20 protein-coding genes are annotated in these 19,373 nt (G+C 65.2%); 9 read left to right on the top strand and 11 right to left on the bottom strand.

The window, feature by feature from the left end; translation table 11 throughout:
- Positions 1-4: 4 nt before the first annotated feature.
- The gene (locus NG900_RS02655; protein WP_252676402.1) at positions 5-658 is read right to left on the bottom strand and encodes a LysE family transporter; all 654 of its coding nucleotides are present in this window, start codon (positions 656-658) and stop codon (positions 5-7) included.
- A gap of 75 nt (positions 659-733) precedes the next feature.
- Entirely contained in the window at positions 734-1,303 is a 570-nt protein-coding gene (locus NG900_RS02650; RefSeq protein ID WP_252676400.1) for a hypothetical protein, read from the bottom strand.
- Positions 1,304-1,386: 83 nt separating this feature from the next.
- Between NG900_RS02650 and NG900_RS02645 the strand changes: the two genes are divergently transcribed.
- Positions 1,387-1,902, top strand: coding sequence for an O-acetyl-ADP-ribose deacetylase (locus NG900_RS02645; protein WP_252676398.1), 516 nt, complete (start codon positions 1,387-1,389; stop codon positions 1,900-1,902).
- A gap of 100 nt (positions 1,903-2,002) precedes the next feature.
- Entirely contained in the window at positions 2,003-2,557 is a 555-nt protein-coding gene (locus NG900_RS02640; protein ID WP_252676396.1) for a TlpA disulfide reductase family protein, read from the top strand.
- Between the two features lie 67 nt (positions 2,558-2,624).
- Here NG900_RS02640 and NG900_RS02635 read toward each other — a convergent pair whose 3' ends face one another.
- The 3 genes from NG900_RS02635 to NG900_RS02625 all read right to left on the bottom strand — a co-directional run bounded on the left by NG900_RS02635 (position 2,625) and on the right by NG900_RS02625 (position 7,344).
- Positions 2,625-3,941, bottom strand: a complete 1,317-nt coding sequence (locus NG900_RS02635) for a sigma-54-dependent transcriptional regulator (protein ID WP_252676394.1) — start codon at positions 3,939-3,941, stop codon at positions 2,625-2,627.
- Between the two features lie 21 nt (positions 3,942-3,962).
- Complete coding sequence (locus tag NG900_RS02630) at positions 3,963-5,882, bottom strand: sensor histidine kinase (protein WP_252676907.1); 1,920 nt, start codon at positions 5,880-5,882, stop codon at positions 3,963-3,965.
- A gap of 172 nt (positions 5,883-6,054) precedes the next feature.
- Positions 6,055-7,344 (bottom strand): dicarboxylate/amino acid:cation symporter, encoded by a 1,290-nt coding sequence (locus NG900_RS02625; protein WP_252676392.1) that lies wholly within the window; start codon positions 7,342-7,344, stop codon positions 6,055-6,057.
- Positions 7,345-7,794: 450 nt separating this feature from the next.
- On the opposite strand from NG900_RS02625, the gene NG900_RS02620 reads away from it, so the two are divergent.
- The 4 genes from NG900_RS02620 (at position 7,795) to NG900_RS02605 (ending at position 10,405) form a co-directional block, all read left to right on the top strand.
- Entirely contained in the window at positions 7,795-8,124 is a 330-nt protein-coding gene (locus NG900_RS02620) for a (2Fe-2S) ferredoxin domain-containing protein (protein WP_252676391.1), read from the top strand.
- A gap of 28 nt (positions 8,125-8,152) precedes the next feature.
- On the top strand, positions 8,153-8,800 hold the full coding sequence (locus NG900_RS02615; RefSeq protein ID WP_252676389.1) for an alpha/beta hydrolase: 648 nt from the start codon (positions 8,153-8,155) through the stop codon (positions 8,798-8,800).
- A gap of 82 nt (positions 8,801-8,882) precedes the next feature.
- Complete coding sequence (locus NG900_RS02610) at positions 8,883-10,085, top strand: D-alanyl-D-alanine carboxypeptidase family protein (RefSeq protein ID WP_252676387.1); 1,203 nt, start codon at positions 8,883-8,885, stop codon at positions 10,083-10,085.
- Positions 10,086-10,105: 20 nt separating this feature from the next.
- Positions 10,106-10,405, top strand: coding sequence for an HP0495 family protein (locus NG900_RS02605; protein WP_252676385.1), 300 nt, complete (start codon positions 10,106-10,108; stop codon positions 10,403-10,405).
- Positions 10,406-10,476: 71 nt separating this feature from the next.
- Here NG900_RS02605 and NG900_RS02600 read toward each other — a convergent pair whose 3' ends face one another.
- Positions 10,477-11,439, bottom strand: a complete 963-nt coding sequence (locus NG900_RS02600) for a transcriptional regulator GcvA (RefSeq protein WP_252676383.1) — start codon at positions 11,437-11,439, stop codon at positions 10,477-10,479.
- 152 nt (positions 11,440-11,591) lie between these two features.
- On the opposite strand from NG900_RS02600, the gene NG900_RS02595 reads away from it, so the two are divergent.
- The 3 genes from NG900_RS02595 to lipA all read left to right on the top strand — a co-directional run bounded on the left by NG900_RS02595 (position 11,592) and on the right by lipA (position 13,882).
- Positions 11,592-11,951, top strand: coding sequence for a DUF2917 domain-containing protein (locus NG900_RS02595; protein WP_252676382.1), 360 nt, complete (start codon positions 11,592-11,594; stop codon positions 11,949-11,951).
- A gap of 190 nt (positions 11,952-12,141) precedes the next feature.
- Positions 12,142-12,843 carry a lipoyl(octanoyl) transferase LipB gene (lipB, locus tag NG900_RS02590; RefSeq protein ID WP_252676380.1) on the top strand — a complete coding sequence of 234 codons (702 nt, stop codon included), beginning with the start codon at positions 12,142-12,144 and terminating at the stop codon, positions 12,841-12,843.
- Between the two features lie 55 nt (positions 12,844-12,898).
- A complete protein-coding gene (gene lipA, locus NG900_RS02585) occupies positions 12,899-13,882 on the top strand; it encodes a lipoyl synthase (RefSeq protein WP_252676378.1) in 984 nt (327 codons plus the stop codon).
- A 91-nt stretch (positions 13,883-13,973) separates the two neighbouring features.
- On the opposite strand, the gene NG900_RS26785 is transcribed toward lipA, so the two are convergent.
- The 5 genes from NG900_RS26785 to NG900_RS02560 all read right to left on the bottom strand — a co-directional run bounded on the left by NG900_RS26785 (position 13,974) and on the right by NG900_RS02560 (position 19,256).
- Entirely contained in the window at positions 13,974-14,501 is a 528-nt protein-coding gene (locus tag NG900_RS26785) for a hypothetical protein (RefSeq protein WP_252676376.1), read from the bottom strand.
- A 275-nt stretch (positions 14,502-14,776) separates the two neighbouring features.
- Positions 14,777-15,076 carry a CBU_0592 family membrane protein gene (locus tag NG900_RS02575; RefSeq protein WP_252676374.1) on the bottom strand — a complete coding sequence of 100 codons (300 nt, stop codon included), beginning with the start codon at positions 15,074-15,076 and terminating at the stop codon, positions 14,777-14,779.
- A 73-nt stretch (positions 15,077-15,149) separates the two neighbouring features.
- The gene (locus NG900_RS02570; protein WP_252676372.1) at positions 15,150-15,971 is read right to left on the bottom strand and encodes a TorF family putative porin; all 822 of its coding nucleotides are present in this window, start codon (positions 15,969-15,971) and stop codon (positions 15,150-15,152) included.
- Entirely contained in the window at positions 15,971-17,719 is a 1,749-nt protein-coding gene (gene betA / locus NG900_RS02565) for a choline dehydrogenase (protein WP_252676370.1), read from the bottom strand. The genes NG900_RS02570 and betA overlap by 1 nt, the downstream gene beginning before the upstream one ends.
- A gap of 16 nt (positions 17,720-17,735) precedes the next feature.
- Positions 17,736-19,256, bottom strand: a complete 1,521-nt coding sequence (locus NG900_RS02560; protein ID WP_252676364.1) for an aldehyde dehydrogenase family protein — start codon at positions 19,254-19,256, stop codon at positions 17,736-17,738.
- Positions 19,257-19,373: the final 117 nt, after the last annotated feature.

Genomic DNA, 19,373 nt, shown 5'->3' with positions numbered 1-19,373 from the left:
TGGCTCAAGCCGTCTGGCGCTTCACGAAGAATAGCGCTGCGCCAATGCTCATCAGCATGCCGCCGAAGAAACGGCTCTGCCAGCGCAGTGCGCGCGGGTCGCGGAACAGCCGCTGCGCACGCGAGGCGAGCAGCGCGTAACCATGCATGACGATCAGGTCGACGAATACCATCGTAACCGCCAAGATGGCGAGCTGCGAAAGCAGCGGCTTGGCCGGATCGATGAACTGCGGCAGCACCGCCACCATGAAAAGGATGCCCTTGGGGTTCGTCAGGTTCGTCAGCAGGCCGGCCAGGAAGCGGCGCATGCCGCTGCTGCCCGACGCCCGCGATGACACATTCGGCGATTCGCCTTCAGCCGGCTTGCTGATCTGGATGGGCGTGCGCCACTGCACGATGCCCAGATAGATCAGGTACAGCGCGCCGACGATCTTGATGGCGGTAAAGGCATGTTCGGACGCCACCAGCAGCGCCCCCAACCCCGCACCTGCGATGAACAGGATCACCACAAGACCGAGCTCCAGCCCGGCAATCGTGACCGATGTTCGACGCACGCCATGCGTCAGGCCATGGGTCATGCTCAGGATCGCGCCCGACCCCGGTGAAACCGCAATCACCCAGGAAGCCAGAAAGAAGGCCAGCCAGACTTGCAACGCCATGATGGTTCCCTGTGAGGTAGTGAGGTAAAGCGGAAAACGAGAATTGTGCCCCGGCTGCCGCCAGTGCGCTCGGGCCTAGTACGGGTGGAAGCTGGCAAGAAACTGGTCGACCTGTTCTTGCTGGCTCGCATCGCGCGCGGCGGCGCCCGATTCGAGCACGACAGCCTGGTAAGCGTGCTTGCCCGTGGCGACCACGCGGGCGGTCAACCGGCGCGGCGCGGGGTCGTCCCCGCCAGCGCCCTGGGCGATCAGCTCCACCGCCGGCAACGACACCGGCGGCTGTGCGGCGGTCTGCACGGCGATATCGCGCTCGGTCACGCGGCCCTTCAGGTTGGCCGACAGGCCATTGCGCAGGGCGTCCACGGCGCGCTGGCGCCAGACTGGGTCATCGGCCGGCAACTCCACCACGCCGACAGCGAACAGCGTGCCGTCGATGCTCGCGGCCTGCATCGTCATCGGCAGGCGCTGGCCGTTGATGGCGATGGGGCGGGCCTCGGCGGTGGGCTTGGCGGGGTAGTCCACGGCGTAGGCGCCCTCGCTGGAATGCACCGTGCGCCAGTCGTACTTGGGCGAACAGGCCATCAGCAGCGCGCACACCGCCGCGCCCAACCCCCTCCGCCAGCCTGCCGTTGCTGTGACTGCCACATCGCCTCCTGTGTTGTTCTGCCTGTTTTGCGAGCCGCCTATTATCGGACAGAGATGTCCGCCCGACCTTCGAGGACCACGCCATGCCAAGCCCCATCGCCACCCTGCGCGCGCTGCGCGCCGACATCACCACGCTCGACTGCGATGCCATCGTCAACGCGGCCAACAGCTCGCTGCTGGGCGGCGGCGGCGTGGACGGCGCCATCCATCGGGCTGCCGGACCGGAACTGCTGGAGGCGTGCCGCGCACTCCACGGCTGCCGCACGGGTGAGGCCAAGCTCACACCGGGCTTTCGCTTGCCCGCGCGCTACGTCATCCACACCGTTGGCCCGGTCTGGCACGGCGGTCGGCAGGACGAGCCGGCGCTGCTGGCGGCGTGCTACCGCAACAGCCTCGAACTGGCCCGCGCGCACGGTATCCGCACGATCGCGTTTCCCGGCATCAGCACCGGGGTGTATGGCTTCCCACCGGAACTGGCAGCGCCGATTGCCGTGCGCGTTGCGCACGAACATGGCGCCAGCCTCGATGCAATCACCTTCTGCTGCTTCTCCGCCTCGGACCTGGCCTTGTACGAAACCGTGCTCGCCGACACGGAGTGACGCGAAAATCGCAATAGACAGAATGTCGCAACCACCCAGCGAGGTCGGCGCGGCGGGCCTACAATAGATGTTTGTTTCCCCTTCCGGATCCGTTGCCGACATGGCCTCGACCTTGACTTCTTCCGCAGCCGCCGCCCCCGCCACTTCTGGTGGCCGCCGCTGGCTGCTGCCCGTGATCGTGCTGGTGCTGGCCGTGGCTGGCTGGTTCGGCTGGCGTGCGTTCTCGCCGTCGCAGCAGGTGCCTGCCGCCACCTTCACGCTGCTCGATGGGCAAAAGCTGTCCACGCAAGACCTCAAGGGCAAGGTCTACCTCGTCAACTTCTGGGCCACGAGCTGCGCCACGTGCATCAAAGAGATGCCCAACATGGTCCAGACGTACAACAAGTACAAGGGTGAGGGCCTCGAATACGTGGCCGTGGCCATGAGCTACGACGCGCCGATGTACGTGATGAACTTCAGCCAGACGCGCCAGTTGCCCTTCAAGGTGGCAATGGATGCCGACGGCTCCGCCGCCAGGGCCTTCGGCGACGTGCAACTCACGCCCACCACCTTCCTGGTCGATCGTGACGGGCGCATCCTCAAGCGCTACGTGGGCGAGCCGGAGTGGTCGTCGTTCGATGCCCTGCTCAAGCAGACGCTGGCCAAGCAAGCCTGAGTGATCTCGCTGCCCAAAAAAACGCCTGGTCGATACCGGGCGTTTTTGTTGATGGGCGAACGCTGCGCTAGAGGCCGTAGCGCTTGATCTTGTCGTACAGCGTTGCGCGGCCGACCTGCAGGATGTCCGCCGCCTGGTGCACCGAGCCGCCGGTGCGCGCCAGCGTCTCGGCAATCACCGTGCGCTCGTAGCGTTCGACGCGCTCCTTGAGCGGCATGCCGTCTTCCGAGGCATCCGGCACGACCGGCGTGCGGCCCACACCAAGCACGAGGCGGTCCGCCGCGTTGCGCAGTTCGCGCACATTGCCGGGCCAGTTCGATTGCATCAACTCATGGCGCTGGCGTTCGGCCAACATCGGCAGCGGGCGCTGGTAGCGCACGGCAGCCTCGAGCAGGAAGTGCTCGAACAGCGGGATGATGTCTTCACGGCGCTCGCGCAACGGCGGCAGATCGATGGCGACCACGTTCAGGCGGTAGTAGAGGTCGCGCCGGAAGCCGCCCGCGTCGATCAGCGCCTCCATGTCGCCCTTGGCGGCCGCGACGATGCGCACGTCGATGCGTACAGACTCGTTGGAGCCCAGGCGCTCGAGCGCGCCTTCCTGCAGTACACGCAGCAGCTTCACCTGCAGCGCGATCGGCATGCTCTCGATCTCGTCGAGGAACAGCGTGCCGCCCGAGGCATGCTCCAGCTTGCCGATGCGCCGCTTGCCCGCACCCGTGAAGGCGCCGGCCTCGTGGCCGAACATCTCGCTCTCGAAGATCGCCTCGGGCACTGCGCCGCAATTCAGCGCAATGAACGGCTTGTCATGGCGCGGCGACAGCATGTGCAGGCTGCGTGCGACCAGCTCCTTGCCCGTGCCGGTCTCGCCGTTGATGAGCACCGGTGCATCGGTGGTCGCCACGTTTTCGATCAGCGCGCGCACCGCGCCCATCGCCGGCGAGCGCCCGATGATGCGCGTGCCCGCTGCCGGCCCGGCCAGCTCGCGGCGCAACGCGCGGTTTTCCAGCTCCAGCGCGCGACGCTCGACGGCGCGTCGCACAGTCTCGGTCAGGCGCTCGGCCGGGAACGGCTTCTCGATGAAGTCGAACGCACCCTCGCGCATCGCCTGCACGGCCATGGTGATGTCGCCGTGGCCGGTGACGAGCACCACCGGAATCCCCGTGCCGAACGACTGGCAGTGCGCGAGCACATCCAGGCCGCTCGCGCCCGGCAGGCGCAAGTCGCTCACCACCACGCCTGGGAAGTTCGCGTCGATCTTGCCGACGGCTTCTTCGGCACTGCCGAATGCCTGCACGTTGAAGCCGGCCAGTTCCAGGCTCTGCGCGGTGGCCTGGCGCACAGGCGGGTCATCTTCGATGAAGAGAACGGTCAAGCCTTCGGACATAGGTCGTTTGCGTAAGAAAAATCAGGTGGATGCCGCAGAGGTGGCCTCAGTGCGTACCAGTGTCAGCGTAAATTGCGCCCCGCCGCCCGGCACGTTCGCGGCCGACAGCGCGCCGCCAAAGTCGCGCGCGATGCTGGTGGAGATCGCAAGACCCAGGCCCAGCCCCTGGCCGATCTCCTTGGTGGTGAAGAACGGCTCGAACAAGTGCGGCATGGCGTCGGGCGGAATGCCGGGGCCGTTGTCGCGCACTGTAATGTTCAACTGCGTTGCCGTGCCTTCTGCAGGGCCGATGTCGATATCGATGCGCCCCTCGCGTGCGGGTTCATTCGCGTTGATGGCATCGAGCGCATTGCCGACCAGGTTGATCAGCACCTGCTCCAGCTTCAGTTCATCCGCGCGGACGATGGCTTCGGCTTCGGGGATGCGCCAATGCAGCTCGAGCCGCACGTCGCCCAGACGCGGACGCAGCAGCGCCAGCGTGTGGTCGAGCGCCACGCGCACCTGCACATCGCTGTGCTTGCGGCGCGAGCGACCCGCGAAGAGTTTGAGCTGCGCGGTGATCTTGCCCATGCGCTCGGTCAGGTCGGCAATGGCCTGCAGGTTGTCGGTGGCGGCGCCGTGCTGGCCACGTTCGAGCAGGATGCGCGTGTTGTCGGAGAACGTGCGCAGTGCGGCCAGCGGCTGGTTCAGCTCGTGCGTGATGCCGGCGGCCATCTGGCCCAGCGCGGCGAGCTTGCTGGCCTGCACGAGTTCATCCTGCGTGGCGCGCAATTCGGCTTCGGCGCGCGTGCGGTCGACGATCTCGTGCTGAAGCTGCTCGTTGGTGGCCATCAGATCGGCGGTGCGGTCTTCGACGCGGCGTTCCAATTGGTCATACGCGGCTTCGAGCAGGCGTCGGCTGCGCAGCATTTCCATCATGCGCAGACGGCGCTGACGCCAGTAGAACAGCAGCAGGCACGCAAACGCGAAGGCAAACGCCGACGCCACGGTAGCGCTGCGAGCGGCGCTCATCACGGGGTCGACGGGCGTGAGGTACATCAGCGTCCAGTCGGGCTCGACCAGGTCGCGCGAGACCTGCAGATAGCGCGTGGCGTTCGTGCGCTCGCCGATGCGCACCAGCTCGGCCCCCTCCGGCAAGCGCCCCGCGAGCTTCACGAAGGCGGGCGCCTCGGGCTGCAGCGGCAACGGCGTGATCTGCTTGCGGTAGTACTGGCGCGTGGATTCCAGCTGGGCCTGCAGCTTGGGCGTGAGCGGTTCAACGGTGTGGTACTGCCACGCCGGCACCGACGACAGGAAGATCACGCCGTTCTCGTCGGCCACCATCACAGGTTCCGACGCATCATGGCTGGCGCGACCGAACCATTCGAGGTTGAGCTTGACCACTGTCACGCCGATCACGCGCCCATCCTGCATGATGGGCTGCGAGATGTAGTAGCCCGGCTCCTCACGCGTAATGCCGATGCCGTAGAAGCGCCCAACATGGCCCTCGGCCGCCTGCTGGAAATACGGCCGGAACCGATATTCCGCGCCGACAAAGCTATCGGGCTGGTTGTAGTTGGAGGCCGCCAGCGCCTTGCCGCTCGGGGCGATGACGTAGGTAGCGGAGGCATGCGCGCGGTCGTTGACTTCGCGCAGGTAGCGGTTGGCGCGATCGACGTTGGCGGGCGTCGGGTTGTCCAGCAGATCGTGGATGAACGGATGCAGCGCGACGAGCGCCGGCAGGTATTCGTAGCGGTCGAGCGTGCTCTTGAGGTTGGCAGCGTAGCGATCAACCCGGCCACCCGCGGCTTGTTGTGCCTGCGCAAGCCCACGGTTCCACGCCACCACGAAGGTGGTCGCGCACACCAGGGCCATCACCACCACGAGCCCAAACGCCACCAGCCACCAGAACCCGCGTCGCGAACCGGAGGCGCTGGTGAAGGAGAAATCGGGATCGGACATCGGCTGGAGGTCGGCGGCGGGGGGTGTCGTCGCCTTGCCTTCCAGAGCCGCGCCAGCCGCCGTGCGTGTCACGAGGCGCTCCAAACAAGAAGCGGGGCCGTCTGGAAGACAGGCCCCGCAATCATACGCTTTCAGTAGGCGGCGCCCGCAGGCGCCAGCCAAGTCTTCCCGATCAAGCTGCCGGGGTGGCCGGCACGCCTTCGTCGCTGCGGTCGCCCGACAGCACGCGGGCCAACTTGGCGCGATCCAGCTCGCGCTCCCAGGCCGAGATCACCACGCACGCCACACCGTTGCCGGTGATGTTGGTCAGCGCGCGGCACTCGCTCATGAAGCGGTCGATGCCGAGGATCAGCACCATGCCCGCCACCGGAATCGTCGGCACCACGGCCAGCGTGGCCGCCAGCGTGATGAAGCCCGCGCCGGTGATGCCCGATGCGCCCTTCGACGTCAGCATCGCAACGGCCAGGATGGTCAGCTGCTGCGTCCAGGTCAGCTCGATGTTCAGCGCCTGCGAGATGAAGATCACCGCCATCGTCATGTAGATGTTGGTGCCGTCCAGGTTGAACGAATAACCGGTCGGAACCACCAGGCCCACCACCGACTTCGAGCAACCGAGCTTCTCCATCTTTTCCATCAGGTGCGGCAGCGCCGATTCCGACGAGCTCGTGCCCAGCACGATCAGCAGCTCTTCCTTGATGTACGCGACAAAGCGGAAGATGTTGAAGCCGATCAGCCGCGCGATGATGCCCAGCACCACCACCACAAAGATAACGGCCGTCAGGTAGAACGTGCCGACCAGCTTGAGCAGCGGCACCAGCGAGATCACGCCGTATTTGCCGATGGTGAAGGCCATCGCGCCAAACGCACCAATCGGGGCTACACGCGTGATGACGTGCACGATGCGGAAGAACACGTGGGAGATCTGGTCGATGAAGTCCGTCACCATCTGCGCACGGTCACCCATGGCGGACAGCGCACCGCCGAACAGCAGCGCGATCAGCAGGATCTGCAGGATGTCGCCCTTGGCAAAGGCATCCACCACCGTGCTCGGGATGATGTTGAGCAGGAAGTCGACCGTGCTCGCCGACTGCGCCTTTGCGGCGTACTGCGCCACGGCCTTGGCATCGATGGTGTTCACGTCCACATTGAAGCCCGCGCCCGGGTTGAAGATGTGGCCCGCTGCCAAGCCGATCACCAGCGCAAACGTGGAGACGACTTCGAAGTAGAGCAGTGCCTTGCCGCCCACGCGGCCCACCTTCTTCATGTCGCGCATGCCGGCAATGCCGGAGACGACCGTACAGAAAATGATCGGCCCGATCACCATCTTGATCAGCTGGATGAAGCCATCGCCCAGCGGTTTCATCTTCACAGCCAACTCAGGCGAGTAATGGCCCAGCAGAACGCCGATGACGATGGCCGCCAGCACCTGCACGTACAGGATTTTGTAGAACGGTTTTTTCATGTCTTCCTCGAGTGTCACAGACCGGCCGTGCGCTCGATTGCTCGCCCGGTCCGACCCGCCCTGATGTGGTCTCTCTCCTGCCTCGATGCGTCGATGTTTCCGTCGCTTCCCGCAGCAGGTCGCCCTTTATTGCAAGGGCTATGCCAATGTTTAAATTCCGTGTCCAAAACCCGCCAGCCCTTGTGCCAGCTCGGTGTGACTACGATGGCACCCGCCCTCCCCGTCGTCAATCCCGGAATCCGCGCACACCGGCTGTCCGGAGATCCGGAAAACGTGTTGCGACGCAACACTGCGCCGCTGCGTCGCAAGGCTTGGGCACATCGGGGCACGCCGTGGCCCCGTATAATGCCGGCTCGTTACGCAAATCCACATGTGTGCGCGACGCCAGGAGGCCATTCACGCCCTGCCCGCGCACCGCCACGCAGCCCCTCCAGCTACCTCGGTCCGCCCATGAGCAGCCACTACAAGCACCACGTTTTCTTCTGCCTGAACGAACGCGAGGACGGCTCGCGTTGCTGCGCCGACTTTGGCGCCAAGGCCATGCAGGAGTACGCCAAGAAGCGCTGCAAGGAGCTCGGCATCAACGGCGAAGGCCGCGTGCGCATTAACAAGGCCGGCTGCCTGGACCGCTGCGAACTCGGTCCGGTCATGGTGGTCTACCCCGAGGCCGTCTGGTACACCTTTGTCGACAAGGACGACATCGACGAAATCATCCAGAGCCACCTGATCGACGGCAAACCGGTCGAAAGGCTGATGGTCGATCGTCCGGCCAACGCGTGAGCCAGCGCTTTACTGCATCCGCATTTCCATGAACGTGCATACCGAAGAACGCCTGATCCCCGGCCCCGTCGGGCAGATCGACCTATCGATCGACCAGCCGGACGGTGCTCCGCGCGGCCTGGCACTGGTCGGCCATCCGCACCCGCTGTTTGGCGGCACCAAGGACAACAAGGTTGCGCAAACGCTCGCACGCACCTTCGTCGGCCTCGGCTATGTGACAGTGCGCCTGAACTTCCGCGGCGTGGGCAAGACCGAAGGCACGCACGACAACGGCATCGGCGAGCAGGACGACATGCTGGCCGTGCTCGACTGGATGCGTACGCAGACCGAATGGTCAGCCGATGTGGCCACGCTGCCGCTGGCACTCGGCGGCTTCTCGTTCGGCAGCTTTGTCGTCTCACAGGTGGCACGCCGCCTGGCCGAGGCTGGCACGCCCGCCGAGCGCCTGGCGCTGGTCGGCACCGCCACCTCGCGCTGGGAAGTCGCGCCGGTGCCGGCCGACACCATCATCATCCACGGCGAGCAGGACGACACCGTGCCGCTCATCGACGTGCTCGACTGGGCGCGGCCGCAGGAGCTGCCTGTCATCGTCATCCCGGGCGCCGATCACTTCTTTCACCGCAAGCTGCACCTGATCCGGCAGCTGATTACCGGCGCCTGGTCGCCACGGCCGTAACTTTCACCCGTTGATTTTCCGGATGCCGCACCTCCCCCGGCGTGCGGCATCGTTGAACCTCAAGCAGACCGCAGGACCCGACATGCAGACCCGCTTTGCCCCTTCCATGCCCTTCGCCATCCATTCCGCCGCCGCAACGGTCGTGGCGGCCGCCGTGCTCGTCGCCGCGCTGCCGGCTGCGGCGCAGCCCGTGCCCGCGCCGCAAGTCGCGGCCCGCTCGTGGATGCTGACCGACGTGACCAGCGGCCAGGTGCTCGCCGGCGCGAACATGGACGAGCGCATCGAGCCCGCCTCGCTCACCAAGCTGATGACGGCCTACCTGGTCTTCGAAGCCGTGCGCGACGGCAAGCTCAAGTACGACCAGATGATCACGCCGACCGAGACCGTGCGCACCGTCAAGACCGACGAATCGCGCATGTTCCTGCAGCCGGGCAAGCCCGTGTCGGTACGCGACTTGTCCCAGGGCCTGATCGTGCAATCCGGCAACGACGCAGCGCTCGTCCTGGCCGAGGCCGTGGGCGGCACGGAGACGAACTTCGTGATGCTGATGAACCGCGAAGCCGAGCGTCTGGGCATGAAGAACACGCACTTCGCCAACGCCGCCGGGCTGCCTGATCCGAATCACTATTCCACTGCACGCGATCTGTCGATCCTGACCTCGGCACTGATCAAGGATTATCCGCAGGACTACAAGTTCTACTCGCAGAAGGATTTCACCTATAACAACATCAAGCAGCCCAACCGCAACCGCCTGCTGTGGCTGGACCCGACCGTCGACGGGGGCAAGACCGGCCACACCAAGTCGGCCGGCTACTGCCTCGTCACATCGGCCAACCGTCCGCTGCCCGATGTGCCGGGCGCGAACCGCCGCCTGCTGTCGGTCATCATCGGCACCAAGAGCGACGCTATCCGCACGCAGGAAAGCCTGAAGGTCCTGAACTACGGCTACCAGTTCTTCGACACGGTGCGCCTGTACCAGGCCAAGGCAGCGCTGCAGACGCCCGACGTGTACAAGGGCCAGGCCAAGAGCGTGAAGCTGGGCGTGCTGGAAGACAAGTGGATCACCGTGCCCAAGGGCGCAGGTGCCCGCCTGAAGCCGGTACTCGAGCGCCGCGACCCCCTGATCGCCCCGATCGCGCAAGGCCAGCAACTGGGCACGGTCAAGGTGATGGACGGTTCGACCGTGGTGTCGGAGTTCCCTGTGGTGGCACTCGAAGGTGTGCCGGAGGCGGGCTTCATCGGCCGCACGATCGACGCGGTCAAGCTGTGGTTTAAAAAGAAGTAACCAACCCCATTTACTTCGACATGACCTCTTCGCACACACCCCCGCCGGGCCACATCCCGCCCGAACAGTCGCTGATCGAATACCCCAGCGATTTCCCCATCAAGGTGATGGGCCCGCAACACGACGACTTTGCCAAGACCATCGTCGAGGTGGTCCGGCAGCACGATCCGGAGTTCCACGAGGGACGCCTGGAGCAACGCCCGTCTTCCAGCGGCAACTACCTGGGCCTGACGGTGATCGTGCGTGCAACCAGCCGCGAGCAGCTCGATGCGCTGTACCAGGCGCTGACGAGCCACCCGATGGTCAAGATCGTGCTGTAACGCACTTGCGCGCAGCCAACAAAACGCCCCGGTCATGCCGGGGCGTTTTGCTTGGTCCGATGCGCGCGGCGTCAGCCCTTGGCCACGTGGCCCAGGCAGACCGTGTTGTCGTTCATCAGCCCCGCCAGCTTGAGCTTGAATGCCGCGATCTCCGGCAGCAGCCACGCACGGAACGCCTGCATCTTGGGCGTCTGCAGCGCGCTGTGCGGGCAGACGAAGTAGTAGTTCCACGGGCAGGGAATCGTCGTCTCGAACAGGCGCACCACGCGGCCGGCCATCAGGTCGTTCAAGGCCAGCGTCGGGCGGATCAGCGCAATGCCCTGCCCCGCCGCCGCCGCCTGCAACAGCAACGACGAATCCTGGAACATCAACCCGCCGCGCTGCTCCACAAACCCCGGCATGCCCGCGGCGTCGAACCACGGCTTCCAGTCCTCGCCCTCGCTGCGCAGCAGGGTCATGCCGGCCATCTCGGCCACGGTACGCGGCAGGCGCCCGCCGTTGAACGACGGGCTGCAGATCGGGAAGAACACGTCGTCGAGCAGCTTTTCCACATACAGGCCCGGATAGTTGCCCGAACCCATGCGCAGGGCCACATCCACCTCCTCGCGCGTGAAATCGACCAGCGCGGGGCTGGAGAACAGCTCCACCTCCAGCTCCGGATGGCGCTCGATAAAGGTGCCGATATGCGGTGTCAGCCAGCGCGCTGCAAACGAGGGCATGGTGCTGATGGCCAGGCGGTTGTCGCGATTGCCGGCGCGCAGCTGGTGCGTCGCCTGGGCGATCTGGTCCAGCGCCTCACGCACGCGTTCGGCATACGTGCGGCCTGCGTGCGTGAGCACGACCCGCTTGCCGCGGCGCTCGAACAGCGGCACGCCCAACTCCTCCTCCAGCGTGCGCATCTGGTGGCTGACGGCGCCGTGCGTGACGAACAGCTCCGTCGCCGCGCGCGAAAAGCTCTCATAGCGGGCCGCCGCCTCAAAGACCCGCAACGCGCCGAGTGAAGGCAGGCGCATCGGTTCGCGGATTTCCGTCATCGTTTCCTCCGGATTTGGTGAGCACCGCGTGTTCTCTTTATGTGAGCGGTACTATCAAGAACCGCAATATATATCGTTTGGTACTAGGCAACCACACGCCTAGACTACCTTCCACGGCAAGGCCCCACCTGGATGCCGTGAAGGAGCCGATCATGAAAGCTGTACTAACAAAAATTGTATTCACTCTGCAGCCCGGCGAAGTGGTGGCATTGCGCATGCCGGCCAACCAGAATCTACGCGTGGAAGAAGCCCACGGGCGCGACGTATGGGTCACACACGAGAACAAACCCGGCGATGAATGGCTGCACGTAGGCGGCAGCGTGGCCGTGAAGCGCGGCGAAGAGATCGTCGTCTCGGTCGACCCGAAAGCCATTGGGCCGGTTGCCCTGGCCGTGGAAGCCACCGACGGCCACATGCCGCGCAAGCCGTGGCATGTCACCAACGGCTGGCGCCATACGCTCGCCGCGCTGGGCTGGAACGAACACGCCGATACGCCCGTCGTGGCGGCCTGAATTGCCGGCCTGAAGCGCAAATCTGTTTCAGCCTCCTTTGGCCGCGCCGCTTGGGTAGCGTGTGCGAAAGCCCGATGCCGGTGCCGATGCCTCCCATCGCGCCGGCATCGTTTTTTTCGGGCTCGACCCTGCAACCGAGTCAGGCAAAGGCGGCAGGCGACGTTCACGGCCCTGCGCTACACTCGCGGGCATGATTCCGATTGACATCGTCGAACGCGGTTTGCAGGACTACGCCGCCTGCTTCGACGCGATGCAGACCTTCACCGCCCAGCGCGGACCCGACACCCCCGACACGATCTGGCTGGTCGAACACCCGCCGGTGTTCACGCTCGGTCTGGCTGGCGATCCGGCACATCTGTTGGCCCCCGGCAACATCCCGTTGGTGAAAGTGGACCGTGGCGGACAGATCACTTACCACGGTCCCGGCCAAGTCGTCGCCTACCTTCTGCTGGATTTGCGGCGCCGTGGGCTGTTCGTGAAAGCGCTGGTCGATGCCATCGAGGCTGCCGTCATCGAGACGCTCGCCACGTATAATGTCGCCTCCGAACGCAAGGCTGGCGCCCCCGGCATCTACCTGTCGAACGGGCCGCAGAGTGGACCACACGCTGGCGCCAAGATCGCCGCGCTGGGGCTGAAGATCCGCAACGGTTGCAGCTACCACGGCGTGAGCCTGAACCTGGCGATGGACCTGTCGCCCTTCACGCAGATCAACCCGTGTGGCTACGCCGGCCTGGAAACCGTCGACATGGTGACCGCCGGCGCACGCGATGCGTCCGGACGCGCCGTCGATGCAACCGACTGGCACCCCGTTTCCCGCGAACTGGCCAATGCGCTGGTCGCCCAATTGCAGCAACGCGCGCAAGCGCAACCCGCCACGGCCGCTACCGCGTAGTGGTTGGCAAGCAGTAGACCCCTAGCGTGTGTGACAAGCGCACGCGGAGAACACGATGACCGATTCCGCCACCGGCACCGCCGCCCCGTCGACCGAACCGTACGACGCTACCCGCAAGCAGAAGTCGCTCGACAAGACCGCGCGCATTCCCATCAAGATCGTGCCGGCCGAGAAGCTCAAGAAGCCGGACTGGATTCGCGTGCGCGCCGCCACCGGCAACTCGCGTTTCTACGAGATCAAGGACATCCTGCGCGCCAACAACCTCGTGACGGTGTGCGAAGAGGCAAGCTGCCCGAACATCGGCGAGTGCTTCGGCAAGGGCACGGCCACGTTCATGATCATGGGCGACAAGTGCACGCGCCGCTGCCCGTTCTGCGACGTCGGCCACGGCCGCCCGGACCCGCTCGACGTGAACGAGCCGGAAAACCTGGCCAAGACCATTGCCGAGCTCAAGCTCAATTACGTCGTCATCACCAGTGTCGACCGCGACGACCTGCGTGACGGCGGTGCCCAGCATTACGTCGATTGCATCTCGCGCACGCGCGCACTGTCGCCGGCCACGCGCATCGAAGTGCTGGTGCCGGACTTCCGCGGCCGCCTGGAAAAGGCGCTGGACATCCTGCAGGAATGCCCGCCGGACGTGATGAACCACAACCTCGAAACCGTGCCGCGCCTGTACAAGCAGGCCCGCCCGGGTGCGGACTATGCGCACTCGCTCAAGCTGCTGAAGGACTTCAAGGCACGCAATCCGAACGTGCCGACCAAGTCCGGCCTGATGGTCGGCCTGGGCGAGACGGATGAAGAAATCCTCGAAGTCATGCGCGACATGCGCGAGCACGACATCGACATGCTAACCATCGGCCAGTATCTGGCGCCGTCGGGCCACCACCTGCCGGTGTTGCGCTACGTGCACCCGGACACCTTCAAGATGTTCGAAGAGAAGGCCTACGAGATGGGCTTCACCCACGCCGCCGTGGGCGCCATGGTGCGCAGCTCGTACCACGCCGATCAGCAGGCACACGAAGCTGGCGTGGTCTGATCACCGCGCGCAAAATACCGCGCAAACAAAAAGGGCCTTGGGGTGAACCCAAGGCCCTTTTGCTTTGGTGCAGCCGAATCAGGCGCGCAAATCAGGCGCGGGAAGCAGCGCTCGGATACGAGGCATCGCCGTTCCACGACAGGTAGCCGTAGGTGTCAGCTTGGCGGTCGGCACCCTGGGTGTACGGGTCGAAGCGATCGTTCTTCGACAGGTAGCCATAGGTGTCGGCTTGGCGGTCAGCGCCTTGCGTGTAGACGTCGTACTTGGCGGCAGCACCGTCCGTGTACGGATCTGCCTTGGCCAGGGCACCTTCGGTATAAGGATCGAACTTGCCGGCCGCAGCACCTTGGGTGTACGGATCAAACCGGTCGTTCTTCGACAGGTAACCGTAGGTATCGGCTTGGCGGTCGGCGCCTTGCGTGTAGACGTCGTACTTGGCGGCGGCGCCATCGGTGTACGGATCAGCCTTGGCGACAGCGCCTTGCGTGTACGGATCGGCTTGGCTTTGCACGGCTGCAGCAGCCGGTTGGGCCGACAGCAGAGCGGCAGAGGCGGAAACCGTGGCCACCAGGGCCAGCAGGCTGCGACGGGAGAATGCGGTTGCGAGACGGGCGTTCATGATGGGCTCCTAGGTGTCTGGGTATTCGGTTGCGCTCAGTTCGTTGCGCTTGAGATCAGAATAGATCGTTGCCTTTCATGGATAAATGACAATTCAAAGAAAAGACTGTTCTCCAAGTATCAACAATTGACAATTTGTGAGAACTGGCAGGGCTGAAATGTGCTACCGCCTCCACGCAAAGCCTTTGCGCGGCGATGCACAGCTGCCCAGTGCCGAACGCGCAGCCACAAAAAACCGCGCACGATGGCGCGGTGTTCACGTTGGGGTACGCCCCCTTACTGCGCAGGTTGGCCTGGGCGCGGCGCGCCTGGCGCCTCCATCACCGCCCGTCCTGCCTGTTTGTTACGCCACCAACCCATGAGCGTCAGCGCCAGCCAGAAGAATTGCGTGAGAAACGACGCGAGGTTGAACGAGCCCATCAACGAAATCAGGATGCAGGCAGGTCCAAGCAGGTTGAGGCGAACGGCAAACGCGCCGGTCGGCGGTTTGTGCAGGACCTGTACGCCGAAATGCGCGGAGACATAAGCGGCGACGCCGACCAGACCGACAACGTCGGTAAAACCCAGGGAGGCCATGGTGTGTTGCTCTCGGAGCGAGGGTGGTGGAGAAAGGGTTGCAGGAAAGACGCCGCCGTTTTGCGTTGGCCGCTCAGTACGTCGCCGTCAACTTGAGCGCGACGGTGCGCCGGCCGAGCGTCATGCGATCGGTACCGTTGCGCACGGAGACCTGGTTGGCATACGCGGGGGCATCCGCGCCGGTAAAGGCCGCAGACAGCATCAGGAACTTGTTGATGGGCCGCGACAGTTCGATGCGGTAGTCGGTAAAGCTGAATGCGCTGTGGTGGCACACATGCTCGTGGCCAATGTGCAGGCCGAGCGTGAAATCGTTGGGCAGCGGCACGTCCCAGTTGGCCTCGGCGTAGGTCGAGCCGCGGCTGCCACGGTCGATGCCATCGGCCAGCGAGTTGCCGTCGAAGCCGAAGTAATTCGACAGCGACGTCCACAGCTTGACCGAGACGCCACGCCAGCCGGCACCGACCATCCATTCCGTGTAGTCGTAGTGGGTGGCCGGGCCGCCGCCGCTGGCCTTGTCGTAGCGTGCGCCGGGATACCAGTAGTGGTAGAGCCCGGTGGTCAGCTCGATGTCGTGCGCCGTCTTGGCGGTGTAGCCAAGGTAGGTATCGATCTCGGCATGGGCGCCTGCAATGACGTGGTCGCTCACCTGCGAGCCCCACACGCCGGCGTAGAAACCGTTGGGCGCCGTGTAATCGAGACCAGCCTGCAGCGCAGGCTTGCCCCACGTCTGGCGCAGGCCGCGCGACACGTATTGCGAGACGACCGATGCGTTGGCCGACCAGCGCTTATCGTCGTCGGCCGGTGCCTCGTCGGCAAACGCAGGCAGCGCGGCAGCGCACGCCGCCGCCCCACCCAGCATCGTCGCGACCCTCGGCCAGCGCATCGACCAGCGCATTACGACGCCACCAGCTCGTTGGCGACCAGCGGCGCGCTCGCGTCCTTCTGCGGCGCCTGCAGCGGCGATTTGCCGGCCACGTAGAACGCCGCATCCGAACGCTCAAGCGGCGCCACCCCGCGAATGCGGTCGGCGATCTTCTCGGCGATCATGATCGTCGGCGCGTTCAGGTTGCCGGTGACGATGCGCGGCATGATCGACGCATCGACCACGCGCAGGCCTTCCAAGCCATGCACGCGGCCTTGATTGTCGACCACGGCCATCGGATCGGTCGCCGGACCCATCTTGCAGGTGCAGGACGGGTGGAGCGCGGTCTCCGCATGGTTGCGCACGAAGGCGTCGATTTCGGCGTCGGTCTGCACGCTCGGGCCGGGGCTGATCTCGCGGCCGCGGTACGCATCGAATGCACGCTGCGCGATGATGTCGCGCGTGATGCGCACGCCGGCGCGGAACTCGCGCCAATCCACGTCGTGCGCCATGTAGTTGAACAGGATGCGCGGCTTGTCACGCGGATCGCGCGAGGCGAGCTTCACGTAGCCGGTAGACGGCGAGCGCATCGACCCGACGTGGCACTGGAAGCCGTGCATCTTCACCGGGTTGCTGCCGTCGTAGTTCACCGCCAACGGCAGGAAGTGGTACTGGATGTTCGGCCACTCGAAGCTGTCGTCGCTGCGGATGAAGCCGCCAGCCTCGAAGTGGTTGCTGGCGCCGGGGCCGGTGCCGTTCAGGTACCACTCCAGGCCGACCTTCGGCTTGTTGAACCAGCGCGTGGATTCATAGATCGACACCGGGCGGATGCACTCGTACTGGATGTACATCTCCAGGTGGTCTTGCAGGTTCTCGCCCACGCCCGGCAGGTGCGCGACCGAGTGGATGCCCATGGCGCGCAGCTCGTCGGCATTGCCGATGCCCGAGCGCAGCAGGAGTTGCGGCGAAGCGATGGCGCCGCTGCTGACGATCACTTCGCGGCGGGCGCGCCACGTCTGGCGCTGGCCGTCCATCAGCGCTTCGATGCCAACGGCGCGTGTGCCTTCAAAGAGAATGCGATCGGCCAGCACACGCGGCAGCACCGTCAGCGTGGGGCGTTGGCGCGCAGTGTCGAGATAGCACAGCGACGTGCTGGCGCGGCGTCCCTTGGACGTTACGGTGCGGTCCATCGGCCCCAGGCCTTCCTGGCGATAGCCGTTCAAGTCATCGGTGGCCGGAATACCCGCTTGCTCGCCCGCCTCGATAAAGGCGTGGAACAGCAGGCTGTTGTCGCGCTTGGGCGTGGTGACTTGCAGCGGGCCGGAATCGCCGTGCCAATCGTTGGCGCCCTTGTCGTAGGTTTCCGACTTGCGGAAGTACGGCAGGCAGTCGGCGTACGTCCAATCATCCAACTGGAAATCGCTTGCCCAGCGCTCGTAGTCCATCGCGTTGCCGCGAATGAAACACATGCCGTTGATGAGCGACGAGCCGCCCAACCCCTTGCCGCGACCTTGCGACATGCGGCGGTTGTTCATGTGCGGCTCGGGCTCGGTTTCGTAGGCCCAGTTGTAGGTCGTGCCCTGCAGCGGATACGCCAGCGCGGCCGGCATCTGCGTGCGGAAATCCCAGCGATGGTCGGGGCCGCCGGCTTCGAGCAGCAGCACGGTCACGCCGGGGTCTTCGGTCAGGCGCGCGGCCAGCGTGCAACCGGCCGAGCCCGCACCCACGATGATGTAGTCGTATTCCTGTACGGCCGCTGTCGTCGTTGTCTTGGTCGTCAAAACGTGCCCTCCCTGTTTACTCAGCGTCCGAACCGAACCAGCCCATCGGCTGCGGCGCGAGGTTGATGTAGCTGTGCTTGAGTTCGGTGTACTCGTCCAGGCCACCGCGGCCGAGTTCGCGGCCGATGCCGCTGGCCTTGTAGCCGCCCCACGGTGCCTCGGGGAAGTACGGGTGATAGTCGTTGGCCCACACGGTGCCGAAGCGCAGTGCGCGCGTGACGCGGTTGGCGCGGTTCAAGTCGGCCGTCCACACCGCCCCGGCCAGGCCGAACGGCGTGGCGTTGGCGCGGCGCACGGCTTCTTCTTCGGTGGAGAAACGCTCGATGGTCAGCGCCGGGCCGAAGATCTCTTCGGTGGCGATCTTCATGTCGTCGCGCACGTTGGCGAGCACGGTGGGCTCCAGCCAGAAGCCGCGCTCGAACTGCTTGCCGGCCGGCACCTTGCCGCCACAGCGCAGCACCGCGCCTTCGGCCACACCGGCTTCGATCATCTTGAGAATCTTGTCGCGCTGGAAGGCCGATTGCACCGGGCCCATCTGCGTGCCCTCGGCAAAGCCGTTGCCGATGCGGATCTGCTTGACGCGCTCGACCAACGCTTCGACAAAGCGATCGTGGATGCCGTCCTGCAGCATCAGCCGCGAACCGGCCGAGCACACCTGGCCGGCATGGAAGAACGCCGCGTTGACGGCGTAGTCGACGGCGGTATCGAAGTCCGCATCGTCAAAGATGATGTTCGGGTTCTTGCCGCCCAGCTCCAGCGCGATCTTCTTGAAGTTGCCGATGGCCGCGTTCATGACCGCCGCGCCAGCCACGGCACCACCGGTGAACGAGACGAGATCCACATCCAGATTGCGCGACAGCTCGGCACCGGCCTCGCCCGCACCCATCACAAGGTTGAACACACCGGCCGGCACGCCCACTTCAATCAGCAGCTCGGTAAAGCGGTGCGTGGTCAGCGGCGTCAGGTTGCTCGGCTTGATGATGACCGTGTTGCCCGCGCCCAGCGCCGGCGCGATCTTCCACGCAGCCTGCAGCAGCGGGTAGTTCCACGGCGTGATCAGACCGCACACGCCCACCGGCTCCCGCAGCGTGCGGCTGATGACGGTGTCCGGCGCTTCGTTGATGAGGCCCGATTCCGTGGCGACCAGCCCGGCGAAATAACGGAACGTGGCGGCAATGCCATCCATGTCCCAGCGGCTTTCGATGAGCGTCTTGCCGGTATTCAGCGATTCGAGCGTGGCAAGGTTCTCCGCATCGGCGTCGATGGCGTCGGCAATGCGGTTGAGCAGGCGGGCGCGCTCGCGTGTGCCGGTATGGCGCCACGGGCCGTCAAAGGCGCGGCGGGCAGCGGCAATGGCGCGCTGTGCGTCGGCCACGGAGGCATCGGCGGCCTGCGTCAGGACGTTTTCGGTGGCGGGATCGACGATGTCGCGGTACACGCCGCCTTCGGGCTGCACCCACTGGCCGTCGATGTACAGATCGAGACGAGGAGCCAGCGTGGCAGAACGGAAATCGGTGGAAAGAGAAGCTTGCGTCATATCCAGTACCCCTGGTGATGGCTGGCGCGCAAAGAAGACGGCGCCGGAAATGCCGACACCGTAGCGCCCGCGCGGGCGGGTTTCGGTGCGGCGACCCATAAATTCACTGTTGGTGTT

It is taken from the genome of Ralstonia soli, assembly GCF_023955655.1.
GTDB classification, from domain to species: Bacteria; Pseudomonadota; Gammaproteobacteria; order Burkholderiales; family Burkholderiaceae; genus Ralstonia; species Ralstonia soli.
This window is presented reverse-complemented; position numbering and strand designations above follow the sequence as displayed.

Coding starts and splice junctions, on each gene's coding strand:
- NG900_RS02635 (WP_252676394.1), bottom strand. CDS start 3,941: ATGTCCGAAGGCTTGACCGTTCTCTTCATCGAAGATGACCCGCCTGTG.
- NG900_RS02605 (WP_252676385.1), top strand. CDS start 10,106: ATGACCTCTTCGCACACACCCCCGCCGGGCCACATCCCGCCCGAACAG.
- NG900_RS02560 (WP_252676364.1), bottom strand. CDS start 19,256: ATGACGCAAGCTTCTCTTTCCACCGATTTCCGTTCTGCCACGCTGGCT.
- NG900_RS02610 (WP_252676387.1), top strand. CDS start 8,883: ATGCAGACCCGCTTTGCCCCTTCCATGCCCTTCGCCATCCATTCCGCC.
- NG900_RS02625 (WP_252676392.1), bottom strand. CDS start 7,344: ATGAAAAAACCGTTCTACAAAATCCTGTACGTGCAGGTGCTGGCGGCC.
- NG900_RS02655 (WP_252676402.1), bottom strand. CDS start 658: ATGGCGTTGCAAGTCTGGCTGGCCTTCTTTCTGGCTTCCTGGGTGATT.
- NG900_RS02615 (WP_252676389.1), top strand. CDS start 8,153: ATGAACGTGCATACCGAAGAACGCCTGATCCCCGGCCCCGTCGGGCAG.
- NG900_RS02600 (WP_252676383.1), bottom strand. CDS start 11,439: ATGACGGAAATCCGCGAACCGATGCGCCTGCCTTCACTCGGCGCGTTG.
- NG900_RS02630 (WP_252676907.1), bottom strand. CDS start 5,882: ATGTCCGATCCCGATTTCTCCTTCACCAGCGCCTCCGGTTCGCGACGC.
- lipA (WP_252676378.1), top strand. CDS start 12,899: ATGACCGATTCCGCCACCGGCACCGCCGCCCCGTCGACCGAACCGTAC.
- NG900_RS02570 (WP_252676372.1), bottom strand. CDS start 15,971: ATGCGCTGGTCGATGCGCTGGCCGAGGGTCGCGACGATGCTGGGTGGG.
- NG900_RS02645 (WP_252676398.1), top strand. CDS start 1,387: ATGCCAAGCCCCATCGCCACCCTGCGCGCGCTGCGCGCCGACATCACC.
- NG900_RS26785 (WP_252676376.1), bottom strand. CDS start 14,501: ATGAACGCCCGTCTCGCAACCGCATTCTCCCGTCGCAGCCTGCTGGCC.
- lipB (WP_252676380.1), top strand. CDS start 12,142: ATGATTCCGATTGACATCGTCGAACGCGGTTTGCAGGACTACGCCGCC.
- NG900_RS02640 (WP_252676396.1), top strand. CDS start 2,003: ATGGCCTCGACCTTGACTTCTTCCGCAGCCGCCGCCCCCGCCACTTCT.
- NG900_RS02620 (WP_252676391.1), top strand. CDS start 7,795: ATGAGCAGCCACTACAAGCACCACGTTTTCTTCTGCCTGAACGAACGC.
- NG900_RS02595 (WP_252676382.1), top strand. CDS start 11,592: ATGAAAGCTGTACTAACAAAAATTGTATTCACTCTGCAGCCCGGCGAA.
- NG900_RS02575 (WP_252676374.1), bottom strand. CDS start 15,076: ATGGCCTCCCTGGGTTTTACCGACGTTGTCGGTCTGGTCGGCGTCGCC.